Annotated in this window: 19 protein-coding genes; 10 read left to right on the top strand and 9 right to left on the bottom strand. The window is 75.4% G+C overall.

All coding sequences use genetic code 11. The annotated features are described in order from the left end of the window. Positions 1–136: 136 nt before the first annotated feature. Positions 137–628, bottom strand: a complete 492-nt coding sequence (locus PGN05_RS09630) for a ribose-5-phosphate isomerase (RefSeq protein WP_419752309.1) — start codon at positions 626–628, stop codon at positions 137–139. 26 nt (positions 629–654) lie between these two features. On the opposite strand from PGN05_RS09630, the gene PGN05_RS09635 reads away from it, so the two are divergent. Both PGN05_RS09635 and PGN05_RS09640 read left to right on the top strand, forming a co-directional pair. Continuing rightward, the gene (locus PGN05_RS09635; RefSeq protein ID WP_419752310.1) at positions 655–1,332 is read left to right on the top strand and encodes a DUF429 domain-containing protein; all 678 of its coding nucleotides are present in this window, start codon (positions 655–657) and stop codon (positions 1,330–1,332) included. Beyond that, positions 1,329–2,111, top strand: a complete 783-nt coding sequence (locus PGN05_RS09640; protein WP_419752311.1) for an MBL fold metallo-hydrolase — start codon at positions 1,329–1,331, stop codon at positions 2,109–2,111. The genes PGN05_RS09635 and PGN05_RS09640 overlap by 4 nt, the downstream gene beginning before the upstream one ends. A 28-nt stretch (positions 2,112–2,139) precedes the next feature. On the opposite strand, the gene PGN05_RS09645 is transcribed toward PGN05_RS09640, so the two are convergent. Further along, the gene (locus tag PGN05_RS09645; protein ID WP_419752312.1) at positions 2,140–3,555 is read right to left on the bottom strand and encodes an SDR family oxidoreductase; all 1,416 of its coding nucleotides are present in this window, start codon (positions 3,553–3,555) and stop codon (positions 2,140–2,142) included. A gap of 193 nt (positions 3,556–3,748) precedes the next feature. Between PGN05_RS09645 and pepN the strand changes: the two genes are divergently transcribed. Continuing rightward, the gene (gene pepN, locus PGN05_RS09650; RefSeq protein ID WP_419752313.1) at positions 3,749–6,301 is read left to right on the top strand and encodes an aminopeptidase N; all 2,553 of its coding nucleotides are present in this window, start codon (positions 3,749–3,751) and stop codon (positions 6,299–6,301) included. A 167-nt stretch (positions 6,302–6,468) separates the two neighbouring features. On the opposite strand, the gene PGN05_RS09655 is transcribed toward pepN, so the two are convergent. The 3 genes from PGN05_RS09655 to PGN05_RS09665 are packed head-to-tail and all read right to left on the bottom strand — an operon-like array spanning position 6,469 to position 8,843. Beyond that, a complete protein-coding gene (locus PGN05_RS09655) occupies positions 6,469–6,933 on the bottom strand; it encodes a DUF5130 family protein (protein ID WP_419752314.1) in 465 nt (154 codons plus the stop codon). Between the two features lie 49 nt (positions 6,934–6,982). Continuing rightward, positions 6,983–7,381, bottom strand: a complete 399-nt coding sequence (locus PGN05_RS09660) for a hypothetical protein (protein WP_419752315.1) — start codon at positions 7,379–7,381, stop codon at positions 6,983–6,985. 37 nt (positions 7,382–7,418) lie between these two features. Next, the gene (locus PGN05_RS09665; RefSeq protein WP_419752316.1) at positions 7,419–8,843 is read right to left on the bottom strand and encodes an amidase; all 1,425 of its coding nucleotides are present in this window, start codon (positions 8,841–8,843) and stop codon (positions 7,419–7,421) included. 42 nt (positions 8,844–8,885) lie between these two features. Here PGN05_RS09665 and kynU point away from each other — a divergent pair, with 42 nt between their 5' ends. Beyond that, on the top strand, positions 8,886–10,142 hold the full coding sequence (gene kynU / locus PGN05_RS09670; protein WP_419752317.1) for a kynureninase: 1,257 nt from the start codon (positions 8,886–8,888) through the stop codon (positions 10,140–10,142). A 77-nt stretch (positions 10,143–10,219) separates the two neighbouring features. Here the strand turns inward: kynU and PGN05_RS09675 are convergent, their stop codons facing one another. Both PGN05_RS09675 and PGN05_RS09680 read right to left on the bottom strand, forming a co-directional pair. Next, a complete protein-coding gene (locus PGN05_RS09675; protein WP_419752318.1) occupies positions 10,220–11,071 on the bottom strand; it encodes an SCO6745 family protein in 852 nt (283 codons plus the stop codon). 28 nt (positions 11,072–11,099) lie between these two features. Next, positions 11,100–11,597, bottom strand: coding sequence for an HNH endonuclease (locus PGN05_RS09680; RefSeq protein ID WP_419752360.1), 498 nt, complete (start codon positions 11,595–11,597; stop codon positions 11,100–11,102). A gap of 232 nt (positions 11,598–11,829) precedes the next feature. Here PGN05_RS09680 and PGN05_RS09685 point away from each other — a divergent pair, with 232 nt between their 5' ends. Next, positions 11,830–13,899 carry a prolyl oligopeptidase family serine peptidase gene (locus tag PGN05_RS09685; protein ID WP_419752319.1) on the top strand — a complete coding sequence of 690 codons (2,070 nt, stop codon included), beginning with the start codon at positions 11,830–11,832 and terminating at the stop codon, positions 13,897–13,899. 60 nt (positions 13,900–13,959) lie between these two features. Here PGN05_RS09685 and PGN05_RS09690 read toward each other — a convergent pair whose 3' ends face one another. Next, positions 13,960–14,934: an ABC transporter substrate-binding protein gene (locus PGN05_RS09690; RefSeq protein ID WP_419752320.1), complete on the bottom strand. Its 975-nt coding sequence runs from the start codon at positions 14,932–14,934 to the stop codon at positions 13,960–13,962. Between the two features lie 223 nt (positions 14,935–15,157). Here PGN05_RS09690 and PGN05_RS09695 point away from each other — a divergent pair, with 223 nt between their 5' ends. The 5 genes from PGN05_RS09695 (at position 15,158) to PGN05_RS09715 (ending at position 21,250) form a co-directional block, all read left to right on the top strand. Beyond that, positions 15,158–16,174: a mechanosensitive ion channel family protein gene (locus PGN05_RS09695; RefSeq protein ID WP_419752321.1), complete on the top strand. Its 1,017-nt coding sequence runs from the start codon at positions 15,158–15,160 to the stop codon at positions 16,172–16,174. Continuing rightward, positions 16,171–17,490: an MFS transporter gene (locus tag PGN05_RS09700; protein WP_419752361.1), complete on the top strand. Its 1,320-nt coding sequence runs from the start codon at positions 16,171–16,173 to the stop codon at positions 17,488–17,490. The genes PGN05_RS09695 and PGN05_RS09700 overlap by 4 nt, the downstream gene beginning before the upstream one ends. Beyond that, positions 17,487–17,912, top strand: a complete 426-nt coding sequence (locus tag PGN05_RS09705; RefSeq protein WP_419752322.1) for a globin — start codon at positions 17,487–17,489, stop codon at positions 17,910–17,912. Before PGN05_RS09700 ends, PGN05_RS09705 begins: the two co-directional genes overlap by 4 nt. A gap of 77 nt (positions 17,913–17,989) precedes the next feature. Then, on the top strand, positions 17,990–19,582 hold the full coding sequence (locus PGN05_RS09710) for a glycoside hydrolase family 13 protein (protein WP_419752323.1): 1,593 nt from the start codon (positions 17,990–17,992) through the stop codon (positions 19,580–19,582). A gap of 135 nt (positions 19,583–19,717) precedes the next feature. Next, complete coding sequence (locus PGN05_RS09715) at positions 19,718–21,250, top strand: ATP-binding cassette domain-containing protein (protein WP_419752324.1); 1,533 nt, start codon at positions 19,718–19,720, stop codon at positions 21,248–21,250. 123 nt (positions 21,251–21,373) lie between these two features. Here PGN05_RS09715 and PGN05_RS09720 read toward each other — a convergent pair whose 3' ends face one another. After that, positions 21,374–21,742, bottom strand: coding sequence for a hypothetical protein (locus PGN05_RS09720; RefSeq protein WP_419752325.1), 369 nt, complete (start codon positions 21,740–21,742; stop codon positions 21,374–21,376). Positions 21,743–22,228 lie beyond the last annotated feature (486 nt).

Below are 22,228 nucleotides of genomic sequence, written 5' to 3' on the forward strand. Positions count from 1 at the left end.
GGGACGGGGCCAGGAGCCGAGGCGGGACCCCGTCCTCCCCACCCTTCGCCAGCTCAGGGCGGGACCCGGGACGGGGCCAGAAGCCGAGGCGGGACCCCGCTCCCGTCGCGGCGGGGCCGGGCAGCGGGGCCAGGGCTCAGACGGGGTCCTGGCGGGTGGGGAGGCCGCCGGCCGGACGGTGCCGGTTCTGCTCGTAGTCGGTGACCAGGCCGATCCGGCGGGCGTGCCGTTCATCGCCGCTGAACGGGGTGGCGAGGAAGAGCAGCACCAGCTCGGTGGCCTCCTCGACGCTGTGCTGGCGGGCCCCGATCGAGACCACGTTGGCGTCGTTGTGCTGGCGGGCCAGCTCCGCCGTGTCGCGGTTCCACACCAGCGCGGCGCGCACGCCGGGCACCTTGTTGGCCGCGATCTGCTCGCCGTTGCCCGAGCCGCCGATGACCACGCCGAGGCTGCCCGGCTCGGTGACCGTGCGCTCACCGACCTCGAAGCAGAAGGGCGGGTAGTCGTCCTGGGCGTCGTACTCGAAGGCCCCGCAGTCCACCGGCTCGTGCCCGGCGTCGGCCAAGGCCTGCTTGAGGTGCTCCTTGAACTCGAGCCCGGCGTGGTCGGTGCCGACGAAGACGCGCATGCCGGCGAGTCTGTCAGGCTCCCGAGGTGGCGGTCCTCGGGGTCGATGGCTGGCGCGGGGCCTGGGTGGGTGCGCGGCTCGAGGGCCGGACCGTGCGGCTCTCGGTGCTGGCCGACGCGGCCGCCGTCCTCGCCGTGACCGGCGTCGAGGTGGTCGGCATCGACATGCCGATCGGGCTGTCGGACGACGGCGTGCGGGCCTGCGACGTCCGGGCCAAGGCGCTGCTCGCACCGTTTCGGGCCGCGAGCTCGGTCTTCCCCGCGCCAGTCCGGGCCGTCCTTGCGACCGACGACTACGCCGAGGCACGGGCCCTCTCCCGCGCGACGACGAACCCGTCGTTCGCGCCGTCGGCCCAGGCGTTCCAACTGGTGAAGGCGATCCGGTCGCTCGACGACGCCCTCGGCGAACCGCCGGACCCGCGGGTTCACGAGGTGCACCCGGAGCTGGCCTTCCGGGTCCTCGACCCAGACCTGCGCGACGCCAAGGTCACCGCCCGCGGGCTGGCGCGGCGACTGGCCGCGCTGCGGGAGGTGATGGACGTCGACGCCGCACTGCTCGATGCCCCGCCCCGCGTGCCCGCCGTCGACGCGCTCGACGCCTGCGCCGCCGCGTGGTCGGCCGCGCGCATCGCCGCCGGGACCGCCGAGTGCGTGGGCGACGGCTCCCTCGACGCCCGCGGCCGGCCGATGCGGATCTGCTGGTGAGCTTCCGGGAGGTCGCCGACGGCGTCTTCGTCCGCCGGCACCAGTCGCTGGACCTCAACTGCGGGCTGGTCGTCGGCGACGGCGCCTGCCTGGTGGTCGACACCCGCTCCGACCTCGGCGAGGCGGCCGACCTGGCCGCCGCCGTCCGGCGGGTGACCGCGCACCCGTGGACGGTGGTGAACACCCACGCGCACTACGACCACTGCTTCGGCAACGCCGCCTTCCGCCCGGCTCCGATCTGGGGAACCCGCGGCTGCGCGCAGGCGGTGGGGACCACCGGCGAGGCGCAGCGGGCCGCCCGGGTCGGCGAGCTGCTGGCCGCGGGCGATCCGGAGGCCGCCGACCGGGTCCGCCGGGCGCCGCTGGACCCGCCCGACGCGCTGGTCGACGAGGTCGCCGTCCTGGACGTCGGTGGCCGCGAGGTGGTGCTGCGGTTCCTCGGCCGCGGCCACACCGGGCACGACCTGGTGGTCGAGGTCGAGACGGCCGGGGACGGGAACGTCGTGTTCGCCGGCGACCTCGTCGAAGAGGGCGCGCCGCCGGCCTTCGAGGACGCCTTCCCCGCGGACTGGCCGGCGACCCTGGGCCGGCTGCACGCACTGGCCCGCGGGCCGGTGGTCCCCGGCCACGGCGCGGTCGTGGACGCGGCGTTCGTCGGCGCCCAGCGGGCGGACCTGCTCGCCGTCCTGGCCGCCGTCCGCGCCGGCCGACTCGCCGAAGGGCCCTACGACGAGGCCACGATGACCCTCGCCGCCCGGCGGGCCGGAGTCGCTGGGTGACGGGTTCCGCACTCGAGCGACTCCGCTGCTACGTGAGCCGGCGGAGGACGGGCAGCGGCAGCACGCGGAGCAGCGCGGACACCGGCCGCCACGGCCACTCGGGCACGTAGGCGCGCACCGGCTCGCGCTCGATCGCGGCGGTGAGCGCGTGCACGCCGCGGTCGAGACCGACGGTGAACGGCCCGCGGCGCCCCTCGTTGAGGTCGGTCGCGATGTAGCCGGGCAGCACCGTCGTGACCGCGATGCCGGTGCCGAGCAGGTCGGCGCGGATGCCCTCGGCGAGGGCGTTGAGCGCGGCCTTGCTGGCGCCGTACGCCGTCCGGCTGCCACGCATGCCGCGGATCGAGGCGACCGAGGAGATGACGACGAGGTGGCCGCTGCCCTGCGCGCGGAACAGCTCGACCGCCGCCTCGCACTGGGCGTGGGTGCCGAGCACGTTGGTGAACAGCGTCGCGCGGTTGGCCCAGGCCTGGCCGGTGCCGACCGAGGCGCCCTTGCCGATGCCGGCGTTGGCGATGAACCGGTCGATCCCGCCCAGCTCCCCGGCCAGCTGCGGCACGACCTCCTCGACCGCTGCCGCGTCGTCGACGTCGAGTTCGGCGGTGACCACCCGGATGCCGGGGTGCGCGCCGACCAGTTCCTCGCGCAGGGCGTCGAGCCGGTCGGTGCGACGGGCGACGAGGGCGAGGTCACGGCCCAGGGCGGCGAAGCGGCGGGCCATGCCCTCGCCGAGGCCGGAGCTCGCGCCGGTGATCAGGATGCGCTGGCGGACGGGGTGCGGCACGCGATCAGCATGCCGGACGGCGTCGGCCGGGACGGAGTCCATGTCCGGACCGGACAGGCGGGTCCGCTTGAGCTCCCAGAAGTCCGGCAGGTTGGCCAGCAGGACGGCGCCGTCGAAGGCGCGGCCGGCGTCCTCGCCGGTGGGCACCCGGCTGATCACCGGGCCGAAGAACGCCACGCCGTCGATGTGCATGACCGGGGTGCCGACGTCGTCGCCCACGGGGTCCATGCCCTCGTGGTGGCTCTTCTCCAGCGCCTCGTCGTACTCGGTCGAGGTCGCGGCCTCGGCCAGGGACGCCGGCAGGCCGACCCGCTCCAGCGCCGGGGCGACCAGCTCGTCGAGCTCGACGCCCTCGTGGTGCCGCAGGGTGCCCATCGCGGTGTAGAGGTCGCCGAGGACCTCGTCGCCGTGCTGCTGCGCCGCCGCGATCGCCACCCGCACCGGGCCGATCGCCTTGCTCATCATCTCCTGGTACTGCTCGGGCAGGTCACGCCCGCGGTTGAGCACCGCCAGGGACATGACGTGCCAGTGCAGGTCGATGTCGCGGACCTTGGCCGCCTCCAGCACCCACCGGCTGGTCAGCCACGCCCACGGGCACAGCGGGTCGAACCAGAAGTCCACGCGTGCCTGCACGGGGGCGCTCTGCACTGCCTCGGTCATGTGTCCTCCTCGCTGCGCTCGCCGGACCGGTGCCCGACGGTGCTGTGTCGTCGCGACCTCGCACGCTCGGTCGCCGGTGTCCCTCGCTGCCGGACCGTCCTGCTCGTCCCCAAGTCGGACGGGGTGGTGGTTGTTCCCTCAACCGGTCGCCGTCCGCGACGGGCTGTCGGCGCCGCATGGGAAGCTCGCGTCCGTGGCCGTACCCAACCTGACCCGCGATGACGCCGCTGCCCGCGCCAGCCTGCTGGCGGTGCACGACTACGACGTCCAGTTCGACCTCACCGACGGCGCCGGGCGCCCCGGGGAGCACACGTTCGGGTCGACCACCACGGTGCGGTTCGGCTGCCGGCGGCCGGGCGCCGACACGTTCATCGACCTGGTGGCCGAGCGGGTGCACTCGGCCACGCTCAACGGCGTCGAGCTCGACGTGGCCGGCTACACCGAGGAGGGCGGCCTGCCGCTGCCGGGGCTGGCCGCGGAGAACACGCTGGTCGTCGTCGCCGACTGCCGGTACTCCAACTCCGGCGAGGGGCTGCACCGCTTCGTCGACCCGGAGGACGGTCAGGTCTACCTCTACACGCACTTCGAGCCGGCCGAGGCCAAGCGTGTCTTCACCTGCTTCGACCAGCCCGACCTCAAGGCCGCCTACACGGTGCACGTGACCGCGCCGTTCGACTGGCAGGTCGTGTCCAACACCGGCGGGCGCACCGTGGAGGCCGGCCCGGGCGGGGCGCAGCTGGTGCACTTCGCGCCGACCAAGCGGCTGTCCACCTACCTGCTCGCGCTGATCGCCGGGCCCTACGCCCGGGTCACCGACTCGCACGAGGGCATCCCGCTCGGGCTGTACTGCCGCGCCTCGCTGGCCCAGTACCTCGACCCGGAGGAGCTGTTCCGCGTCACCAAGCAGGGCTTCGACTTCTACCACCGGGTCTTCGACTACCCGTACCCGTTCGACAAGTACGACCAGCTGTTCGTGCCCGAGTTCAACGCCGGCGCCATGGAGAACGCCGGCGCGGTCACCATCCTGGAGGACTACGTCTTCCGGTCGAAGGCGACCCGCGCCCGGTACGAGCGGCGCGCGGAGACGGTGCTGCACGAGCTGGCCCACATGTGGTTCGGCGACCTGGTCACCATGCGCTGGTGGGACGACCTCTGGCTCAACGAGTCCTTCGCCACCTACATCTCCACGCTCTGCCAGGCCGAGGCCACCGAGTACACGACCGCCTGGACGACGTTCGCCAACAGTGAGAAGGCGTGGGCCTACGCCCAGGACCAGCTGCCCTCCACGCACCCCATCGCCGCCGACATGGTCGACGTCGCCGCGGTCGAGGTGAACTTCGACGGCATCACCTACGCCAAGGGCGCCTCGGTGCTCAAGCAGCTGGTCGCCTACGTGGGCCGCGACGAGTTCCTCCGCGGCGTGCAGCGGTACTTCCGCAAGCACGAGTACGGCAACACCACCCTCGCCGACCTGCTGGGCCCGCTGTCGGAGAGCACCGGGCGCGACCTGTCCGCGTGGTCGCGGCAGTGGCTGGAGACCAGCCAGGTCAACACGCTGCGGCCGGTCACCACGCGCACCGACGACGGCCGCTACGCCTCCTTCGCCATCGAGCAGACCGCCGTCCCCGAGCACCCCGTACTGCGCCGCCACCGGCTGGCCGTGGGGCTCTACGACACCGGCCCCGGCGGCCTGACCCGCACCACGCGGGTGGAGCTGGACGTCGACGGCGCCCGGACCGAGGTGCCCGAGCTGGTCGGCCACCCGGTCGCCGACCTCGTGCTGGTCAACGACGACGACCTGACCTACGCCAAGCTGCGCCTGGACGAGCGGTCGCTCACCTCGCTCACGCAGGGCATCGGCACGCTCCCCGACTCGCTGCCGCGCGCGCTGTGCTGGTCCGCGGCCTGGGACATGACCCGGGACGCCGAGTGGCCGGCCCGCGACTGGGTGACGCTCGTGCTGGGCGGGGTGGACGCCGAGACCGAGATCAGCGTCGTGCAGTCCCTCCTGGCCCGCGTGCAGACCGCCCTGGCCAGCTACGCCGACCCGCGATGGGCCGAGACCGGCTGGCGGGCGCTGGCCGACAAGGCGCTGGCGGCGCTGGAGGCCGCGGAGCCGGGCACCGACAGCCAGCTGCAGTGGTCCCGGACCTTCGCCGGTGCCGCCCGCACCGAGGAGCACGCCGCGTTCCTGCGGCGGCTGCTCGACGGGTCGCACACCGTCGAGGGTCTCCCCGTGGACGCCGACGCCCGCTGGGCGTTCCTGCACGGGCTGGTCGCCATCGGCGCGGCCGGGGACGCCGAGATCGAGGCCGAGGAGACCCGCGACGCGACGGCGACCGGAGCCCGCCGGGCGGCCACGGCCCGGGCGCTGCGCCCGACGGCGGAGTCCAAGGAGGAGACCTGGCGGCGGGCCTTCACCGACGACACCGTCCCGAACGCGGTGCACGAGGCGATGCTGCTGGGCTTCTGGCACCCGGCCCAGCGGCACCTGACGGCGGGCTACGTCGAGCGCTACTTCGCCGACATCCGGGAGCTGTGGGACCGGCGTCCCGGCGAGATCGCCAAGAACGCGGTGCAGTACCTGTTCCCGCCGGTGGTCGAGCTGCGCACCGTGCAGGCCGCCGACGCCTGGCTGGCCGGCGCCGACCACCCGGCCCCGCTGCGCCGCCTGGTCGCCGAGGGCCGGGACGGGATCGCACGGGCGCTGCGGGCCCGCGAACGGGACGCCGCGGCAGAGGGCTGAGGCGCTCGACGCGAGAGGCCCAGGACCCTGCCGGGTCCTGGGCCTCTCGCATCAGCCGTTCAGTCCTGAGCCGGATGGCCCTGTCCCGGGTCCCGCGAGCGTCCAGTGGCCCTCCTGCAGGGTCCCGCCGCGAGCTCGCGACTGGCGGGGGGCAGGAGGGTCCTCTTTCAGTGCGGGCGCAGGTTGCGCGGGTGACCGGCCTGGTCGGACAGCTGGCGCAGGCCGTTGACGATGCCGCCGACCAGGTCGCCCGAGCCGAAGGAGTTGGTCATCGACAGCACGGCCAGCGCGCAGGCGCGGTCGGGCAGCCGGCGGGAGGCCGCCGAGCCGGCGACGACCTCGATGACGCGCTGCCCGGGCGAGATGGCGAGCAGCACCGACTCGGCGAGGTTGCCGCCCGACTGCTCGAACAGCTCCTCGGCGCGGCTGCGGGTCTGCGTCCCGAGGTCGCCGATGTAGAGGGTGAACCGCAGGCCGGTCTCCCGGGAGGACATGGTCAGCGCCTCGTCCACGCGCAGCAGGTCCCGGTAGCCGAAGATCGAGTCCGGCGCCTGGCTCTCGTCGGTGCGGGTCGGCGCGGTGCCGGCGGACGTCGCCGTGTCGTGCGACGTGGCTTCCAGCGCGCGGGTCATCTGCGGCCTCCGGGGACGTTCGAGGTGGGGTTCGTCGAGGCCACGGGGGTCACCACGTCCCGCGGGCGCCGCCGTAGGGGCGGGCCGAGGCGACCGCGGCCGCGGAGGGCAGGGCGGTGGACCCGCGCCTCCCCGAGCCGGTGTGCGGTGCGGTCTGGGCGCCGGGCGAGCCGGTGGAGCGCTCGCCGTGCTGCTCGGGGTACACCGACGACCCGAGCGCCGCGGTGCCCTCACCCGGGACACCCGCGGGGCCGTGCGCGGGAGCCGGACCGTGGCCGCCTCCGGCCACGTGCGGCTCGTACCAGACGGGCTCGTGGTCCCACGACTGGCCGGGCTTGTAGCGCAGCTTCTTCTGCCCCTTGCCGGGACGCAGGGTCAGCAACGCCAGGAAGAGGACCACGGCCAGCGGGGCCCCCACGTAGACGAGGAGGGTCTCGACGACGGACACGGCCCCAACCTACCGGGAGCCGGTCGGTCCCTCCCGGTCAGTCCCATCCGTCGGGGTGGCGGTGCGCCCACGGCCGGGCCGCCTCCAGCTGCGCCGAGAGCGAGATGAGGGTGGCCTCGTCGGCGGGGCGGCCCACGAGCATGGTGCCGACCGGCAGACCCCCCGCCGTCCAGGACAGCGGAACGCTGACCGCCGGCTGCCCGGTCACGTTGAAGACGGCGGTGAACGCGGCGTAGCGCTTCTGCCGCTCGAAGTCCGCGGCGCCGTCCCCGTCGGCGTCGAACCAGCCCAGCGGCCGCGGCGTCATGGTGGTGACCGGCGCGAGCAGGACGTCGAAGCCGGCGGTGGCCTGGACGAACCGGCGGGCGAACAGCCGCAGCGCGGTGAGCGCCTCCATCGCCGACTGCGCGGACAGCGCCAGTCCCCGCGCCCGCAGCTCGCGGGTGAGCGGCCGCAGCTCCCGCAGCCGGCCCGGCGGGACCGGCAGCAGCGTCCCCGACAGCGTCCAGGCCCGCTCGAAGGCGGGGAGCACCTCGGGGCCGAGCAGGCCGGGCGGCACGTCGGTCACCTCGTGCCCGAGGTCCGCCAGCAGCCGCGCGGCGTCGTCGAACGCCGCGCGCACCTCCGGCTCGAGCGCCTCCTCGGGCATCGGGGACTCCTGGTACCGGCCGATCCGCAGCCGACCCGGCGGCCGGTCGGCGTAGCCGAGGAAGGTCTCCCCGGGAGGAGGCGGCGGCGCCCACGTCGCGTCACCGGCCACCGGCCCGGCCATCGCGTCGAGCATCGCGGCGGCGTCCCGGACGGTCCGGGCCAGCGGCCCGTTGGTGCCGAGCCCCGTGACGTCGGCCCCGAACGGGGCGTTGCTCACCCGGCCGCGGGTGGGCTTGATGCCGTACAGCCCGTTGATGCTCGCCGGGATCCGGATGGAGCCGCCGCCGTCGCTGCCCTGGGCGAACGGCAGCATCCCCGCCGCCACGGCCACCGCCGCTCCCCCGCTCGAGCCGCCGGCCAGGCGGGAGCGGTCCCACGGGCAGCGGGCCGGCCCGGCGAGCGCGTTGTCGGTGTAGCAGGGGAATCCGAACTCCGGTGTGTTCGTCTTGCCGACCGAGATGGTGCCGGCGGCGGCCAGCCTGGCCACGACGGCGTCGTCGACGGTGGGCACGTTATCGGCGAAGACGGTGCAGCCGAACGTCGTCCGGACCCCGGCGGTGTTGTTGAGGTCCTTGATCGCGGTCGGGACACCGAGCAGCGGCGGCAGGTCCCCGGCGCGCGCGACCCGGCGCTCGGCCTCCCGCGCCGCAGCCAGGGCCCGCTCGGGGGTGACGGTGAGGAAGGCGCCGAGCCCGGCGTCGAGCGCCTCGACGCGCCGCAGCGCGTGCTCGACGAGCTCGACCGGGCTGACCTCGCGCGCCCGGACGGCGGCGGCCTGCTCGAGCGCGGAGAGGTCGTGCAGCTGGGTCACGGGAGCGACGCTAGCTGCGCGGGGACCGGTAGACAGGACGGCGTGGACCTCTCCCGCGCCTCCGCCGAGTCCCTCGACGCCGCCGACCCGCTGGCCGGCTTCCGCGAGCGCTTCGCCGGCGCCGGCGAGGACGGCCTGCTCTACCTGGACGGCAACTCGCTCGGGCGGATGCCGCGGGAGACGCCGGCCGCGCTGGCCCGCACCGTCGAGGAGGAGTGGGGGCGCGGGCTGGTCGGGTCCTGGTCCTCCTGGATCGGCGCGGCGACCCGGGTCGGGGACCTGCTGGCCGAGGGGGTGCTGGGCGCGCGGCCGGGCGAGGTGCTGGTCAGCGACTCCACCTCGGTGGACCTCTACAAGCTGCTGGTCGCGGCCGCCGACGCCCGGCCCGGGCGGGACGTGCTCGTCTGCTGCGCCGACGACTTCCCCACCGACCGCTACATCGTCGCGGGGGTCGCGCAGGCGCGGGGGATGACGGTGCGGGAGGTCACGGCCGACGTCGACGAGGGGCTGGACCCGGCGGTGCTGGCCGGCGCGCTGGACGAGCGGGTGGCGGTCGTCGTCCTCTCCGCCGTCGCCTACCGGTCGGGGGCGCTGGCCGACGTGGCGGCGGTGACCGCGGCCGCCCGCGACGTCGGCGCGCTGGTGCTGTGGGACCTCTCGCACGCCGCCGGGGCGGTGCCGGTCGACCTGGCCGCCACCGGCGCCGACCTCGCCGTCGGGTGCACCTACAAGTACCTCAACGGCGGGCCCGGTGCGCCGGCGTTCCTCTACGTGCGGCGGGAGCTGCAGGAGCAGCTGCGCCAGCCGATCTGGGGCTGGTTCGGCCAGCGCGACCAGTTCGCCATGGGGCCGGCCTACGACCCGGTGCCCGGCATCGAGCGGTTCGGCGTCGGGACGCCGCCGGTGGTGGCGATGGCCGCGGTGGAGGTCGGCGCGCGGCTGGTCGCCGAGGCCGGGATGCCCGCGCTGGCCGCCAAGGGGCGCGCGATGGGCGAACTGGCCGTGGCGCTGGCCGACGCCTGGCTGGCCCCGCACGGCGTCGTCCTGGCCTCCCCGCGGGACCCGGCGCGGCGCGGATCGCACGTCACCCTCGCCCATCCGCAGGCGTGGCAGCTGACCCAGGCCCTGGTCGACCGCGGCGTGGTGCCGGACTTCCGGACGCCGGACCGGGTGCGGCTGGGCCCCGCGCCGCTCTACACCCGTTTCACCGACGTGTGGGACGCGATGGACCGCTTCCGCGAGGTGCTGGCGACCGGCGCCCACGAGCGCTACCCGACCGAGCGCGCCCGCGTCACCTGACGACGGCCCCACGAGGCATTGGAAGCTCTGCCCCCGTATCCGGCCGGCCGACGTGGGGAGAGCTTCCTTTACCCCGCTCAATCGGGGTCGGGGACGCCGATGGGGTTGCGATCGGGCCACAGCCCCGCGGCCAGGACGGCGCGGCGCAGCGGACCCAGCAGCTCGGCCAGCCGGTCGCAGCGCGCGTCGCCCAGTTCCCGCCACGGCCCGAGCGCCAGGCGGTCGGTGTCGGCCTCGACCGCGGCCACGATCGCCGTGCCCTCCGCGGTGAGCTCGCCGTCGGCCAGCCAGCCCCGGCCGGCGAGGTCCTCGACGGCGGCGTCCCACGCCTGCGCATCCCACCCGCGGGCGCGCATCAGCCACTCCTTCTCGGTGCGGCCCGCCGCGGCGGCCAGCACGTGCGCGCCCACCCCGGAGATCTCCCGCTGCAGCAGCGCCGCGTTGTGCCCGTCCCCCCGGTGCTCGCGCAGCGTGGTGAGCGCCTGCCACAGGGCCAGGTGTGGCTCGCCGGGCACCGGCAGACCCGCGTTCCCCGCGGCCAGCGGCCGGCCGGGCAGGTCGACCGCCGCCGCGGCGATCCCGGCCAGCGCGGCCGCCTCCGCGGCCGGCCAGTCGGGCACCAGCACCCGGCCGGCGGCGGCGTCCACCCCGGCGAGCCGCGCGGCCAGCGCGGCCTCCGGCGTCACCGCGTCCCACACCGCCGGCACCCGGCGCGCCACGAACCCCGGCGCGAAGTTGTAGAAGGCCGCCGTCACCACCTCGGGGCCGACCGGGCCCAGCGGTGCCGCGCGCAGCGCGAAGTAGGCCGACCAGAAGCCCGTCAGGCCGGCCGCCTGGGCCGCGCTCCGGCACTCGTCGGCGAAGTAGGTGAGCGCGTGGAAGGGCTCGCCCAGCGCCCACAGCCGCCGCGCGGTCCCCGGTGAGGTCACGGGGCGGCACCCTGCAGGCGGTCCGCCCTCATGCGCTGACGCTCTCCGGCACGCCGAGCCACTCCCGCCACCGCGGGTCGACGGTGCGCGCGCCCAGCAGCCGCCAGGCCGCGCCGCTCGGGGTGCGCGGCGGGTTCGGCAGCTTCCAGCCCAGCTCCGCCAGCGACCGGTCGGCCTTGGTGTGGTTGCACCGCCGGCAGGCCGCGACGACGTTGTCCCAGGTGTGGGTGCCGCCGCGGCTGCGGGGGACGACGTGGTCGATGCTCGTCGCCGAGTTGCCGCAGTAGACGCAGGTGGACCCGTCCCGGGTGAACACCGCCCGCCGGGACAGCGGCACCTGCGAGGGGTAGGGCACCCGCACGTAGCGGGTCAGCCGCACCACGACGGGCACCGGGAGGGTCACCGACTCCGAGTGCACCTCCTCCGGTGCGGAGTCCACGGAGACGGCCTTGTCGGCCAGCACGAGCACGATGGCCCGGCGGCTGGAGACCACGCACAGGGGCTCGTACGTGGCGTTCAGGAGCAGGGTCGCGGCCGCGGTGACCCGAGCGGGGGCAGGCGGCGACGGCGGGGAGTGGGGGTCGCGCCGCGGACCTGGATGGCCTGCGGACGACCCGTGGTGAGGACGCGGCACGGGGCACCTCCGGCGCCCGGGGCCGCGCGCCGGGTGCAGTGCGACCCGCGGGCGTCCCCATTCTGACCTGCACCGGGCCATGCGCGCTCCGGGAGGGCCCGGGCGGCTCACTACCGTGGCCGGCGTGCGCCATCCCCACGCCGAACGGCTCGACCTCGTCGAGCACCTCCACGGACACCCGGTCGCCGATCCCTACCGCTGGCTGGAGGACCCCAGCGACCCGCGGACGGTCACCTGGACCCAGGCCCAGGACGCGCTGACCGCCGAGGCGCTGGCCGCGCTGCCGCTGCGCGACCGGTTCGCCGCGCGCCTCGAGGAGCTGGTCCACGCCGGCGCGGTCGGGGTTCCGGTGTGGCGGGCCGGGCGGGCGTTCTCCACCCGCCGCGACCCCGGCCAGGAGCACGCCGTCCTGCGGGTCCGCGAGCCCGACGGCACCACCCGCGTCCTCGTCGACCCGATGGGGATCGACCCCTCCGGCACCACGACCCTCGACGCGTGGTCGCCGTCGTGGGAGGGGGACCGGCTGGCCTACCAGCTGTCCACCGGCGGGGACGAGGAGTCGCGGCTGTACGTCCTCGACGTGGCCACCGGGGAGCAGCTCGACGGCCCCGTCGACCGCTGCCGGTACTCCCCCGTCGCCTGGCTGCCCGGCGGCGAGGAGCTGTTCTACGTGCGCCGGCTGGCCCCCGACCGGGTGCCCGACGGCGAGGAGCAGTTCCACCGGCGGGTGTGGCGCCACCGCGTGGGCGCCGACCCGGACGGCGACGTCCTGGTCCACGGCGAGGGCAGCGACCCCGCCACCTACTTCGGCGTCCGCACCAGCCGCGACGGCCGCTGGCTGGCCGTGTCGGCGTCGGTCGGCACCGCCCCGCGGGACGACGTCTGGCTGGCCGACCTGGCCGGGGACGGCGCCCTCCGCGAGCTGCAGGTGGGCGTCGACGCGCAGACCGCCGCCTGGGTCGCCCGCGACGGGCGGCTGTGGCTGCTGAGCGACCGGGACACGCCCCGGTGGCGGCTGGCGGTCGCCGACCCGGCCGACCCCGCCACCTGGGCTCCGCAGGCGTGGCGGGACGTCGTGCCGCAGCAGGAGGACGGCGTGCTCACCGACCTGGCCCTCGTCGACGGCCCGGACGGCGGGCTGCAGGTGCTGGCCGTGCACTCGGTGGACGCGACCGACCGGCTGTCCCTGTGGGCCGCGGACGGCTCCGGCCGGCTGGCCGACGTGACCGCCCTCCCGCCGGGCAGCGTCTCCGGCGTCAGCGCGCCCCCGGAGGGCGGCAGCACGGCCTGGGTGGGCTTCACCGACCACGCCACCCCGCCGTCGGTGCTGCGCTGGGACACCGCCGCCCCCGCGGAGCTCGGCAGCTGGGAGCGGGCGCCGGTGGCCGGGGCGGTGCCGGAGGTGCGGGTGGTCGAGACGCACGCGACCTCGGCGGACGGGACGCCGGTGCACCTGTTCGTCCTGTCCGGCACCGGCGCCCCGGACCGGCCGCGCCCCGCCGTCCTCTACGGCTACGGCGGCTTCAACGTCGCCCTCACCCCCGCCTACTCGGCGCAGGCCCTCTCGTGGGTCGCCGCGGGCGGCGTGTGGGCGGTGGCCAACCTGCGCGGCGGGTCGGAGCACGGGGAGGAGTGGCACCGCGCGGGGATGCGCGAGCGCAAGCAGAACGTGTTCGACGACTTCGCCGCCGCCGGGGAGCACCTGGTCGCCGAGGGCTGGACGACGCCCGGCCAGCTGGCCGTCATGGGCGGCTCCAACGGCGGCCTGCTCGTCGGCGCCACGCTCACCCAGCGGCCGGACCTCGTCGCGGCCGTCGTGTGCAGCGCGCCGCTGCTCGACATGGTCCGGTACGAGCGCTTCGGCCTGGGCCGCACCTGGAACGACGAGTACGGCACCGCCGACGACCCCACGGAGCTCGGCTGGCTGCTCAGCTACTCGCCCTACCACCGGGTGGTGGAGGGCACCGGCTACCCGGCGGTGCTGTTCACGACCTTCGAGTCCGACACCCGGGTCGACCCCCTGCACGCCCGCAAGCTCGCCGCCGCCCTGCAGCACGCGACGAGCTCGGCGGCGCCGGTGCTGCTGCGCCGCGAGACGTCGGTGGGCCACGGTGCCCGCGCGGTCAGCCGCACGGTCGGGCTGGCCGCCGACCAGCTGGCCTTCCTGGCGGCGCACACCGGCCTGGAGGCCTGACGAGCGCCGGGCCCCTCGCCTCCGGTCGGAGGGCGAGGGGCCCGGCGTCGCGGTCCTTCCTCAGTTCTCGAAGAAGAGCTGCTCCAGGTCGACGTCGCCCTCGATGATCCCGTCCTCGTTGCCGAGCTCGAGCAGCCGCTCCACCGACTCGCGGTTGATCTCGGTCTGGAAGGTCGGCAGCGTCAGCTGCTGGGCGATCTCCGGGGCGATCTGGGTGTAGCTGCCCAGCACCTCGCGGACCTGGTCGGGGTTGGCCTGGGCGTACTCCTGCGCCTCCACCATCGCCTCGGCGAAGGACTGGACGACGTCGGGGTTCTCCGCCGCGTACTGGTCGGAGGTGAAGTACCCCGCCACGGAGAGGTCGTCGTCGGTCTCCGTGTAGGGCGCCGAGACGCGGCGCAGGCCCTGGCTCTCACCGACGGTCGCGGTGGGCTCGACGGCGAACGCGGCGTCGACCTGGCCGGTGCTCACCGCGGCCACCATGTCCGGGAAGGGGATCTCGACGAACTCGATGCCCGACGGGTCGCCGCCGGCCTGCCGGACGCTCTCCTTGACCACCGTGTCGCTGATGTTGTTGATCGAGTTGATCGCCACCCGCAGGCCGGCGAGGTCGGCGGCGGTCTGCACGGGGCTGTCGGTCGGGACGACGACGGCGGCGAAGTCGTCCTCGGCGTTGCCGGTGGCACCCGGGCCCGGGGCGACCAGGGCCAGCGGAACGCCGCGGCCGGTGGCCTGCAGGAGGCTGGTGATGTTGGAGAAGCCGAACTGGGCCTCGCCGTTGACGACCGCCGGCACGATGGCCGCGCCGCCCTGGGCGAGGAAGGGCTCCACCTCGAGGCCGGCGTCCTCGAAGATGCCCTGCTCGATGCCGAGGTAGAGCGGGGCGACGTCCACGATCGGGATGGCGCCGACGCGCACCGGGGTCAGGCCGCCGCCCTCGCCCCCGCCGCCGCTGCCCGAGTCCTCGTCCCCGCCTCCGCACGCGGCCAGCACCATGGCGCTGGCGAGGGTGAGGCTGATAACGGTGCGACGCACGGGTCCTCCAGGAGCTGCTGTGTGCCGGACACGCGTCGATCGCGTGTTCGGCATGGGTCGGCGGCGGACGCTAGGTCGTGACCCCGGGGGCGTCAACACGCCGACCGGGGCCTTTACCGCATCGTGGCCGAACGCGGTAGAGGATCGCGGCCGAGCGTTGCCCACAGGGACCGACCGGTCACGGGATCCCCGTTCGGCGCCCGAACCTGAGAGTATTTGCGTGATGACTGCTTCACCCTCCGTGCTCGCGGCCGCCGACGACGGCCTCGCCGGTTCCGTTCCCGACTGCGCCGACTACTGGCTCTGCCAGCAGGTCTACGAGTGGTCGGGGCTGGACTGGCTGGCCGAGAACGCCCAGGCCCTGATCGCGACGCCGGCGCGGATCCTGCTGATCGTCGTCCTGGCCACGGTCGTGCGGCTCCTGGCCCACCGCGCCATCGGGCGGCTGACCCAGCGCACCGCCTCGGGCAGCGTCCCCACGATCCTGCGGGCCCGCCGCGGGCGCGCCGTCGCGGAGGGCGACGCGGCCGAGCAGGTCGCCGCCCGGCGCACCCAGCGGGCCGCGGCGATCGGCTCGGTGCTGCGCAGCGGCTCCTCGATCGTCGTGCTGGGGATCGCGGTGGTGCTCGTGCTCGGGGAGCTGGGCATCAACCTGGCACCGATCCTCGCCAGCGCCGGCGTGGTGGGGGTCGCGCTGGGGTTCGGCGCGCAGAACCTCGTCAAGGACTTCATCGCCGGGATCGGCATCATCCTGGAGGACCAGTACGGCGTCGGGGACGTCGTCGACCTCGGGGAGGCCAGCGGCACCGTGGAGGCCGTGGGGCTGCGGATCACCCGGCTGCGTGACGTCAACGGCGTGGTCTGGTACGCCCGCAACGGCGAGATCCTCCGGGTCGGCAACAAGAGCCAGGGCTTCGCGCAGGTGGTGATCGACATGCCGGTCGCCCACGACACCGACCTGGAGCGCTGCCGCAGGCTGATGCAGGAGGTGGCCGACGAGATGTATTCCGAGGACGGGTGGGCCGCCGTGCTGCTGGCCGCGCCGGAGTCCCTGGGGGTCGAGCAGATCACCTCCGAGGGCGTCTTCCTGCGGCTGCAGGTGCGCACGACCAACGCCGACCAGTGGCGGGTCGGCCGCGAGCTGCGCATGCGCCTCAAGGAGCGCTTCGTCCTCGAGGGCGTCAAGACCCCCCTGCCGCTGCTGGGCACCGTGTCCGGCGCCGCGGCGGGGGTCCGCTGAGCGGCGGCGCGCCGGCCGGCACCGCCCCGGCCGGCGCGGCCCCCGCCCGCCCGGCGACGTTCCGCGAGGTCTTCGCCGTCCGGGAGTTCCGCCCGCTGTTCGGCAGCTACCTGCTCTCCACGATCGGCGACGAGCTGGCGCGGGTCGCGCTGACCGTGCTGGTCTACCAGCGCACCTCCTCGGCGCTGCTGTCCGCGATCACCTTCGGCATCAGTTACCTGCCGTGGCTGGTCGGCGGCCCGCTGCTGTCCACCCTGGCCGACCGCTTCCCGCGCCACCGGGTGCTCATCGCCACCGACGTCGCCCGCACCCTGCTGGTCGCGGGGATGGCGATCCCCGGCACGCCGCTGCCGGTGCTGCTCGGGCTGCTGCTCGTGGTGGCCCTCTGCGCGCCCCCGTTCGAGGCGGCCCGCTCGGCGCTCATGGCCGACGTCCTCGACGGCGACCGGTACGCCGTGGCCACCTCCCTGACCAACGTCGGGTCCCAGGTCGCCCAGGTGGCCGGCTTCCTGCTCGCCGGCGGGCTGGTCGCCGTCCTGCAGCCGTCGGTGGTCCTGCTGCTGGACGCGGCCACCTTCGCCGTCTCGGCCCTGTGGCTGTGGAGCCGGCTGCAGCGCCGTCCGGCCCCGGACGCCGACCCGGGGGACGGCGGACCGCGGTCGATCTGGCGGGACGCCGGCACCGGGCTGCGGCTGATCGGCCGGACCCCCCGGCTGCGGGCGATCATCGCGCTCACCTGGGTGGGCACCCTGTTCGCCAACGCCGCCGAGGGCATCGCCACCCCCCTGGTCGACCAGCTCCGCGAGGGCGCCCCGCAGGTCGGCCTGCTGCTGGCGGCCAACCCGCTCGGCGTCACCCTGGGCGGGCTGGTCCTCGCGCGGACGGTGACCCAGCCCCGGCGGGAGCGGCTGGTGCCCGCGCTCGTCGTGCTGTCGCTGCTGCCGATCCTGCTCGCCGGGCTGGTCGCCGGCTGGGCCGGCCCGGGTCGCGGCGCCTACGTGCTGGTCGTCGTGCTGATGTTCGTCGCGGGCCTGGGCGCGGCGTGGGTGATCCCGCTCAACGTCGCCTTCGTCCAGGCCGTCCCCCAGGCCTACCGCGGCCGGGCCTTCGGTGTCGCGGTGAGCGGCCTGTACGGCGTCCAGGGGCTCGGGGTGCTCGCCGCGGGCCTGGCCGCCGAGGGGCTCTCGCCCGGCGTCGTGGTCGCGCTGGTCGGCGGGGTGGGCCTGGTCGCCGTGGTCCCGCCGCTGCTGTGCTTCCGACGTACCCAGGGTCACGTGGCAGCCGAGGTGCCGACTGCGGGACCATCGGGGGCGTGAGCTCGAGCCTGCCCTCGGCGCGGACCTTCTACGACGAGGTCGGCGGCGCCCCCACCTTCGCGCGGCTCGTCGCCCGCTTCTACGCCGGCGTCCGCACCGACCCGGTGCTCGCGCCGCTGTACCCCCAGGACGACTGGGCGGGCGCGGAGACCCGCCTGCGGATGTTCTTCGAGCAGTACTGGGGCGGGCCCACCACCTACTCCCAGCAGCGCGGGCACCCCCGGCTGCGGATGCGGCACGCCCCCTTCGCGATCGGGGCGGCCGAGCGCGACGCGTGGCTGTCCCACATGCGCGACGCCGTGGACTCCCTCGAGCTGACCGCCGAGCAGGACGCGACGCTCTGGGGTTACATGGAGATGGCCGCCCGCAGCATGCAGAACCGCTGGCCCGACGACGCGCCCGGCGGCCTCTCGCCCGTGTGAAAGAGGACCCCCTCGCCCCCCGCCACTCGCACGCTCGTGGCGGGTCCCTGCGAGGGGGCCACAACCTGAGGAGCCCGGTGATCCCGGACCCGTCCCCGACCGCTGCCCGCACGACCGGCCCGGACTGGTGGCGGGACGCTGTCTTCTACCAGGTCTACATCCGCAGCTTCGCCGACGGGAACGGCGACGGCGTCGGCGACCTGGCCGGCATCCGCGCGCGGCTGCCGCACCTGGTGGACCTCGGTGTCGACGCGCTGTGGATCACGCCGTTCTACCCCTCCCCCATGGCCGACCACGGCTACGACGTCGCCGACCCCCGCGACGTCGAGCCGGCGTTCGGCGACCTCGCGGAGTTCGACGCGCTGCTGGCCGAGGCGCACGCCGCGGGCATCCGCGTGACCGTCGACCTCGTGCCCAACCACACCTCGGACCGGCACGCGTGGTTCCAGGCGGCGCTGGCCGCGCACCCGGGTTCCCCTGAGCGGGCGCGCTACGTCTTCCGCGAGGGCCGCGGCCCGGACGGCGCCGAGCCGCCGAACAACTGGCCCTCGGTGTTCGGCGGGCCGGCGTGGAGCCGGGTGCCCGACGGCCAGTGGTACCTGCACCTGTTCGCGCCCGAGCAGCCGGACCTGGACTTCACCAACCCCGAGGTGCTCGCCGACCTCGAGGCGACCATGCGGTTCTGGCTGGACCGCGGCGTCGACGGGTTCCGGATCGACGTCGCGCACGGCATGGCCAAGCCCGAGGGGCTGCCGGACATGCTCCCCATGGAGGACACCGGCCTGCTCGACGACCACGGTCCCGGCGACCACCGGTTCGACGACGACGGCGTGCACGAGGTGCACCGGCACGTCCGCACGGTGCTCGACCAGTACCCGGGCACGATGGCCGTCGGCGAGGTGTGGGTCTCCGACGACGACCGCCTGGCCCGGTACCTGCGCCCCGACGAGCTGCAACTGGCGTTCAACTTCAAGCTGCTCACCGCCGAGTGGTCGGCCGACGACCTGCGCGACGCCGTCGTCCACTCGCTGGCCACCGTCGAGGGCACCCCGGCCCCCGCCTGCTGGGTGCTGTCCAACCACGACCGGCCGCGCCACGTGACCCGCTACGGCGGCGGCGAGCTGGGCACCCGGCGCGCCCGCGCGGCGGCGCTGCTGCAGCTGGCCCTGCCCGGCGCGGCCTACCTCTACAACGGCGACGAGCTGGGCCTGCCCGACGTCGAGCTGCCGGACGAGGCGCTGCAGGACCCCATCTGGGAGCGCTCCGGGCACGCCGAGCGCGGCCGCGACGCCTGCCGCATCCCGGTCCCCTGGTCGGGGACCGAGCCCTCCTACGGCTTCTCCTCGCGGCCGGACACCTGGCTGCCCATGCCGGAGGGCTGGGGCCCGCTCACCGCGGAGGCGCAGGCGGGCGACCCCGGTTCGGTGCTGTCGCTGTACCGGGCGGCGCTCGCCCTGCGCCGCACCTCCCCGGTTTTCGCCGGCGAGTCGCTGACCTGGCTGCCCGCGCCGGACGGGTGCCTGGCGTTCCGCCGTCCGGGCGGGCTGGTGTGCCTGCTCAACGTCTCGGGGGACGACGTCCCGCTGCCCGAGGGCGAGGTGCTGCTGGCCAGCGCCGACGTTCCGAGCGGGGTGCTGCCGGACGACGCGGCGGTGTGGCTGCGGGCCTGAAGGAGGACCACCTCACCGGGCGCCAGCGCCGTGCGCGGGTAGCATCGGACCGGTGACGAAGCGTCGCGGGGGACGCTGAGACGACGATCGACCGACCCCGTGGTCGGGGACCATCTCGGGGGAGGCCCGCCGCCCATGGCGCTGCTGGAGGTCGACGGCCTGTGCAAGTCCTTCGGGGGCCGGCGGGTCCTGCGGGAGGTCTCCTTCCACCTCGCCGAGGGCGAGATCGTCGGGCTGGTCGGGACCAACGGCGCGGGCAAGTCGACCCTCGGTGACATCGTCGCCGGGATCACCGCGGCGGACGCCGGGGCGATGACGCTGGACGGCCACCCCTACGCGCCGCTGTCGGCGGCCGACGCCCGGCACGTCGGCGTCGGGGTCGTCGAGCAACTGGTCCGGATCGACCCCGCGCTCACCCTCGCCCAGGCGGTGTTCCGCGGCACGGCGCAGGCCGGCCGCCCGCAGGCGGAGCTGCGCGAGCAGGCACGGGTCCTGCTCACCGAGGTCGACCTGGACGTCGATCCGGACACCCCCGTCGGGGACGTGCCGCACTTCGTGCACCCCCTGGTGGAGACCGCCCGCGTGCTGGCGGAGGACACCCGGCTGGTGGTGCTCGACGAGGTGTCGGCGGTGCTGCTGCCCTCGGAGGTCACCCGGTTGCACGCGGTCGCCGGCCGGCTGAGCGCGCAGGGCCGCGGCGTGCTCTACATCAGCCACCGGCTGCCCGAGATGCTCGAGGTGGTCGACCGGGTGCTGGTGCTGCGGGAGGGCCGGATCGTCCTCGACAGCCCCAGCGCGGCCCTCGACCCGGGCCGGCTGGCCGCGGAGACGGTGGGCGGACCGGTGTCGCTGCCGGTCCGCCGGGAGCCGGCGGTCGCCCCGCTGTCCCCGCCGGAGGAGCTCCCCGCCCCCCTGCCGGCCCGGCCGGCCGCCTCCGAGGAGATCGCACTGTCGGTCCGCAACCTGCGGGTCCCCGGGCGGGTGGCGGGGGTCGACCTCCTGCTGCACAGGGGCGAGGTGGTCGGGCTGACGGGGCTGCGCACCTCCGGCGTCCAGGAGATCGCCGGCGCCCTGACCGGGGAGCTGCCGGCGCTCAGCGACGAGGCCGTGCTGCACGGTCAGAAGCGCTCGCTGGACCCCTCCGGGGACGGCGCCCTGCGGCTGCCCGCCTACCGCCCGGACGACGACGCCTACGGGGTCGACCCCGGCGAGACGATCGCCCGCACCCTCACCGACGAGCCGTGGGGTGCGCTCACCGACCTGCGCAAGGAGATCGCCTCCCTGCGCCGGGTGATCAAGACCGTCCACCGGCTCGACGTCAAGACGCTGAGCATCCGCACCTCGGTCGGCGCCTTGTCCGGCGGCGACCAGCACAAGCTCGCGCTGGCCCGGTGGATGGCCTCGGCCCGGGACGTCGTCGTACTGCACGAGCCCGCCCGCGGCCTGGACGTCCGGGCCCGCCAGCAGGTGCGCCAGCTGATCGACGAGGCGACCGCACACGGGACCTCGGTGGTCGTGGTGTCGGTGGACCCCGACGAGCTGGCCGACTTCTGCGACCGCGTCGGCATCGTGGCCGACGGCCGCGTCGCCCGCTGGATCGACACCGGCGAACTCGCGCTGGACTCCGTGCGGGAGCGGATCGTCGAGGCCGCGACCTCCGCCGCCTGAGGAAGACCCCGTCCTCCTCATCCTTCGCCAGCTCAGAGCGGGACCCGGGACGGGGCCGGCGCCGAGCCTCGGGACGGGGCCCGGCGCCGCCCGGCCCTGGGGCCCGGCGGCGCCGCGACGTCGTCAGACGGCCACGGTGCCCGCGACGGCCCGCAGCTTGTGCCGCGCCAGGGCGAGGTTCGCGGTCACGCGGTTGAGCACGAGGTAGATGAACAGGCCGGCGTTGCCCTGTCCCTTGAGCACGTTGATCAGGTGGTACTGGTTCTGCAGCGTGATCAGGATGTCCTCGACCTCGTCCTTCAGCTCGAGGTCCTGGATGGTGCGCAGCTTCGCGCGGACGACGTTGGAGTTCCCGGCTGCGGCCACGTTGAGGTCGAACCCCGGGGTGCCGCCGGCCGCGAGGGCCATCCCGCTGTCGATGTCGACGATCGCGGCGCCGCTGGCGCCTTCGATCGCGAGCAGGTCGGCGATGACGTTGTCGAGCTGTGCCACGGGTGGAACTCCTGTCGTGTCGGGGATGGCACGCAGCGGGGTGCTGCGGACCGGGTCGGCCGGCGGCCCGGGTGGACCGGCCGGACCGGGCGGCTGTCGGCGCGCGGAGTGCCGGGGCGGCATCGGTGCCGCACCGCTGCGCGTCGCACCGGCCGGAGCGCGGTGCGCGGCCTCCTCGTCGACGGCCGGAGGCACGTCCGGCGAGGGCGGGTCCCGCGGTCGCTCCACGGGGAGCTCCCGCGGGAGGGGGTGTCCCCACGACCGCAGCGACGCCCACCACCCGCTTGCCATGCCCAGTTCCGCCTTCGCCGAGGGGGCTCAGGAACCCCAGACAACACGGCCTCGGCGAGCCGGGCAAACCGGCTGGCGTATCTGCAGGTGAGCGCGCCGCCACCCTCGGCGACCGGTTGGGGAGCCCCGTCCGGCGGCTCGGGTCCGGTCGTCGCCGGCCCCCGCGGTGGGCGGGAGCGAGGCCCGCGGGCGGCA

Origin of the sequence: Geodermatophilus sp. CPCC 206100, assembly GCF_048569675.1 — a bacterium.
GTDB lineage: Bacteria > Actinomycetota > Actinomycetes > Mycobacteriales > Geodermatophilaceae > Geodermatophilus.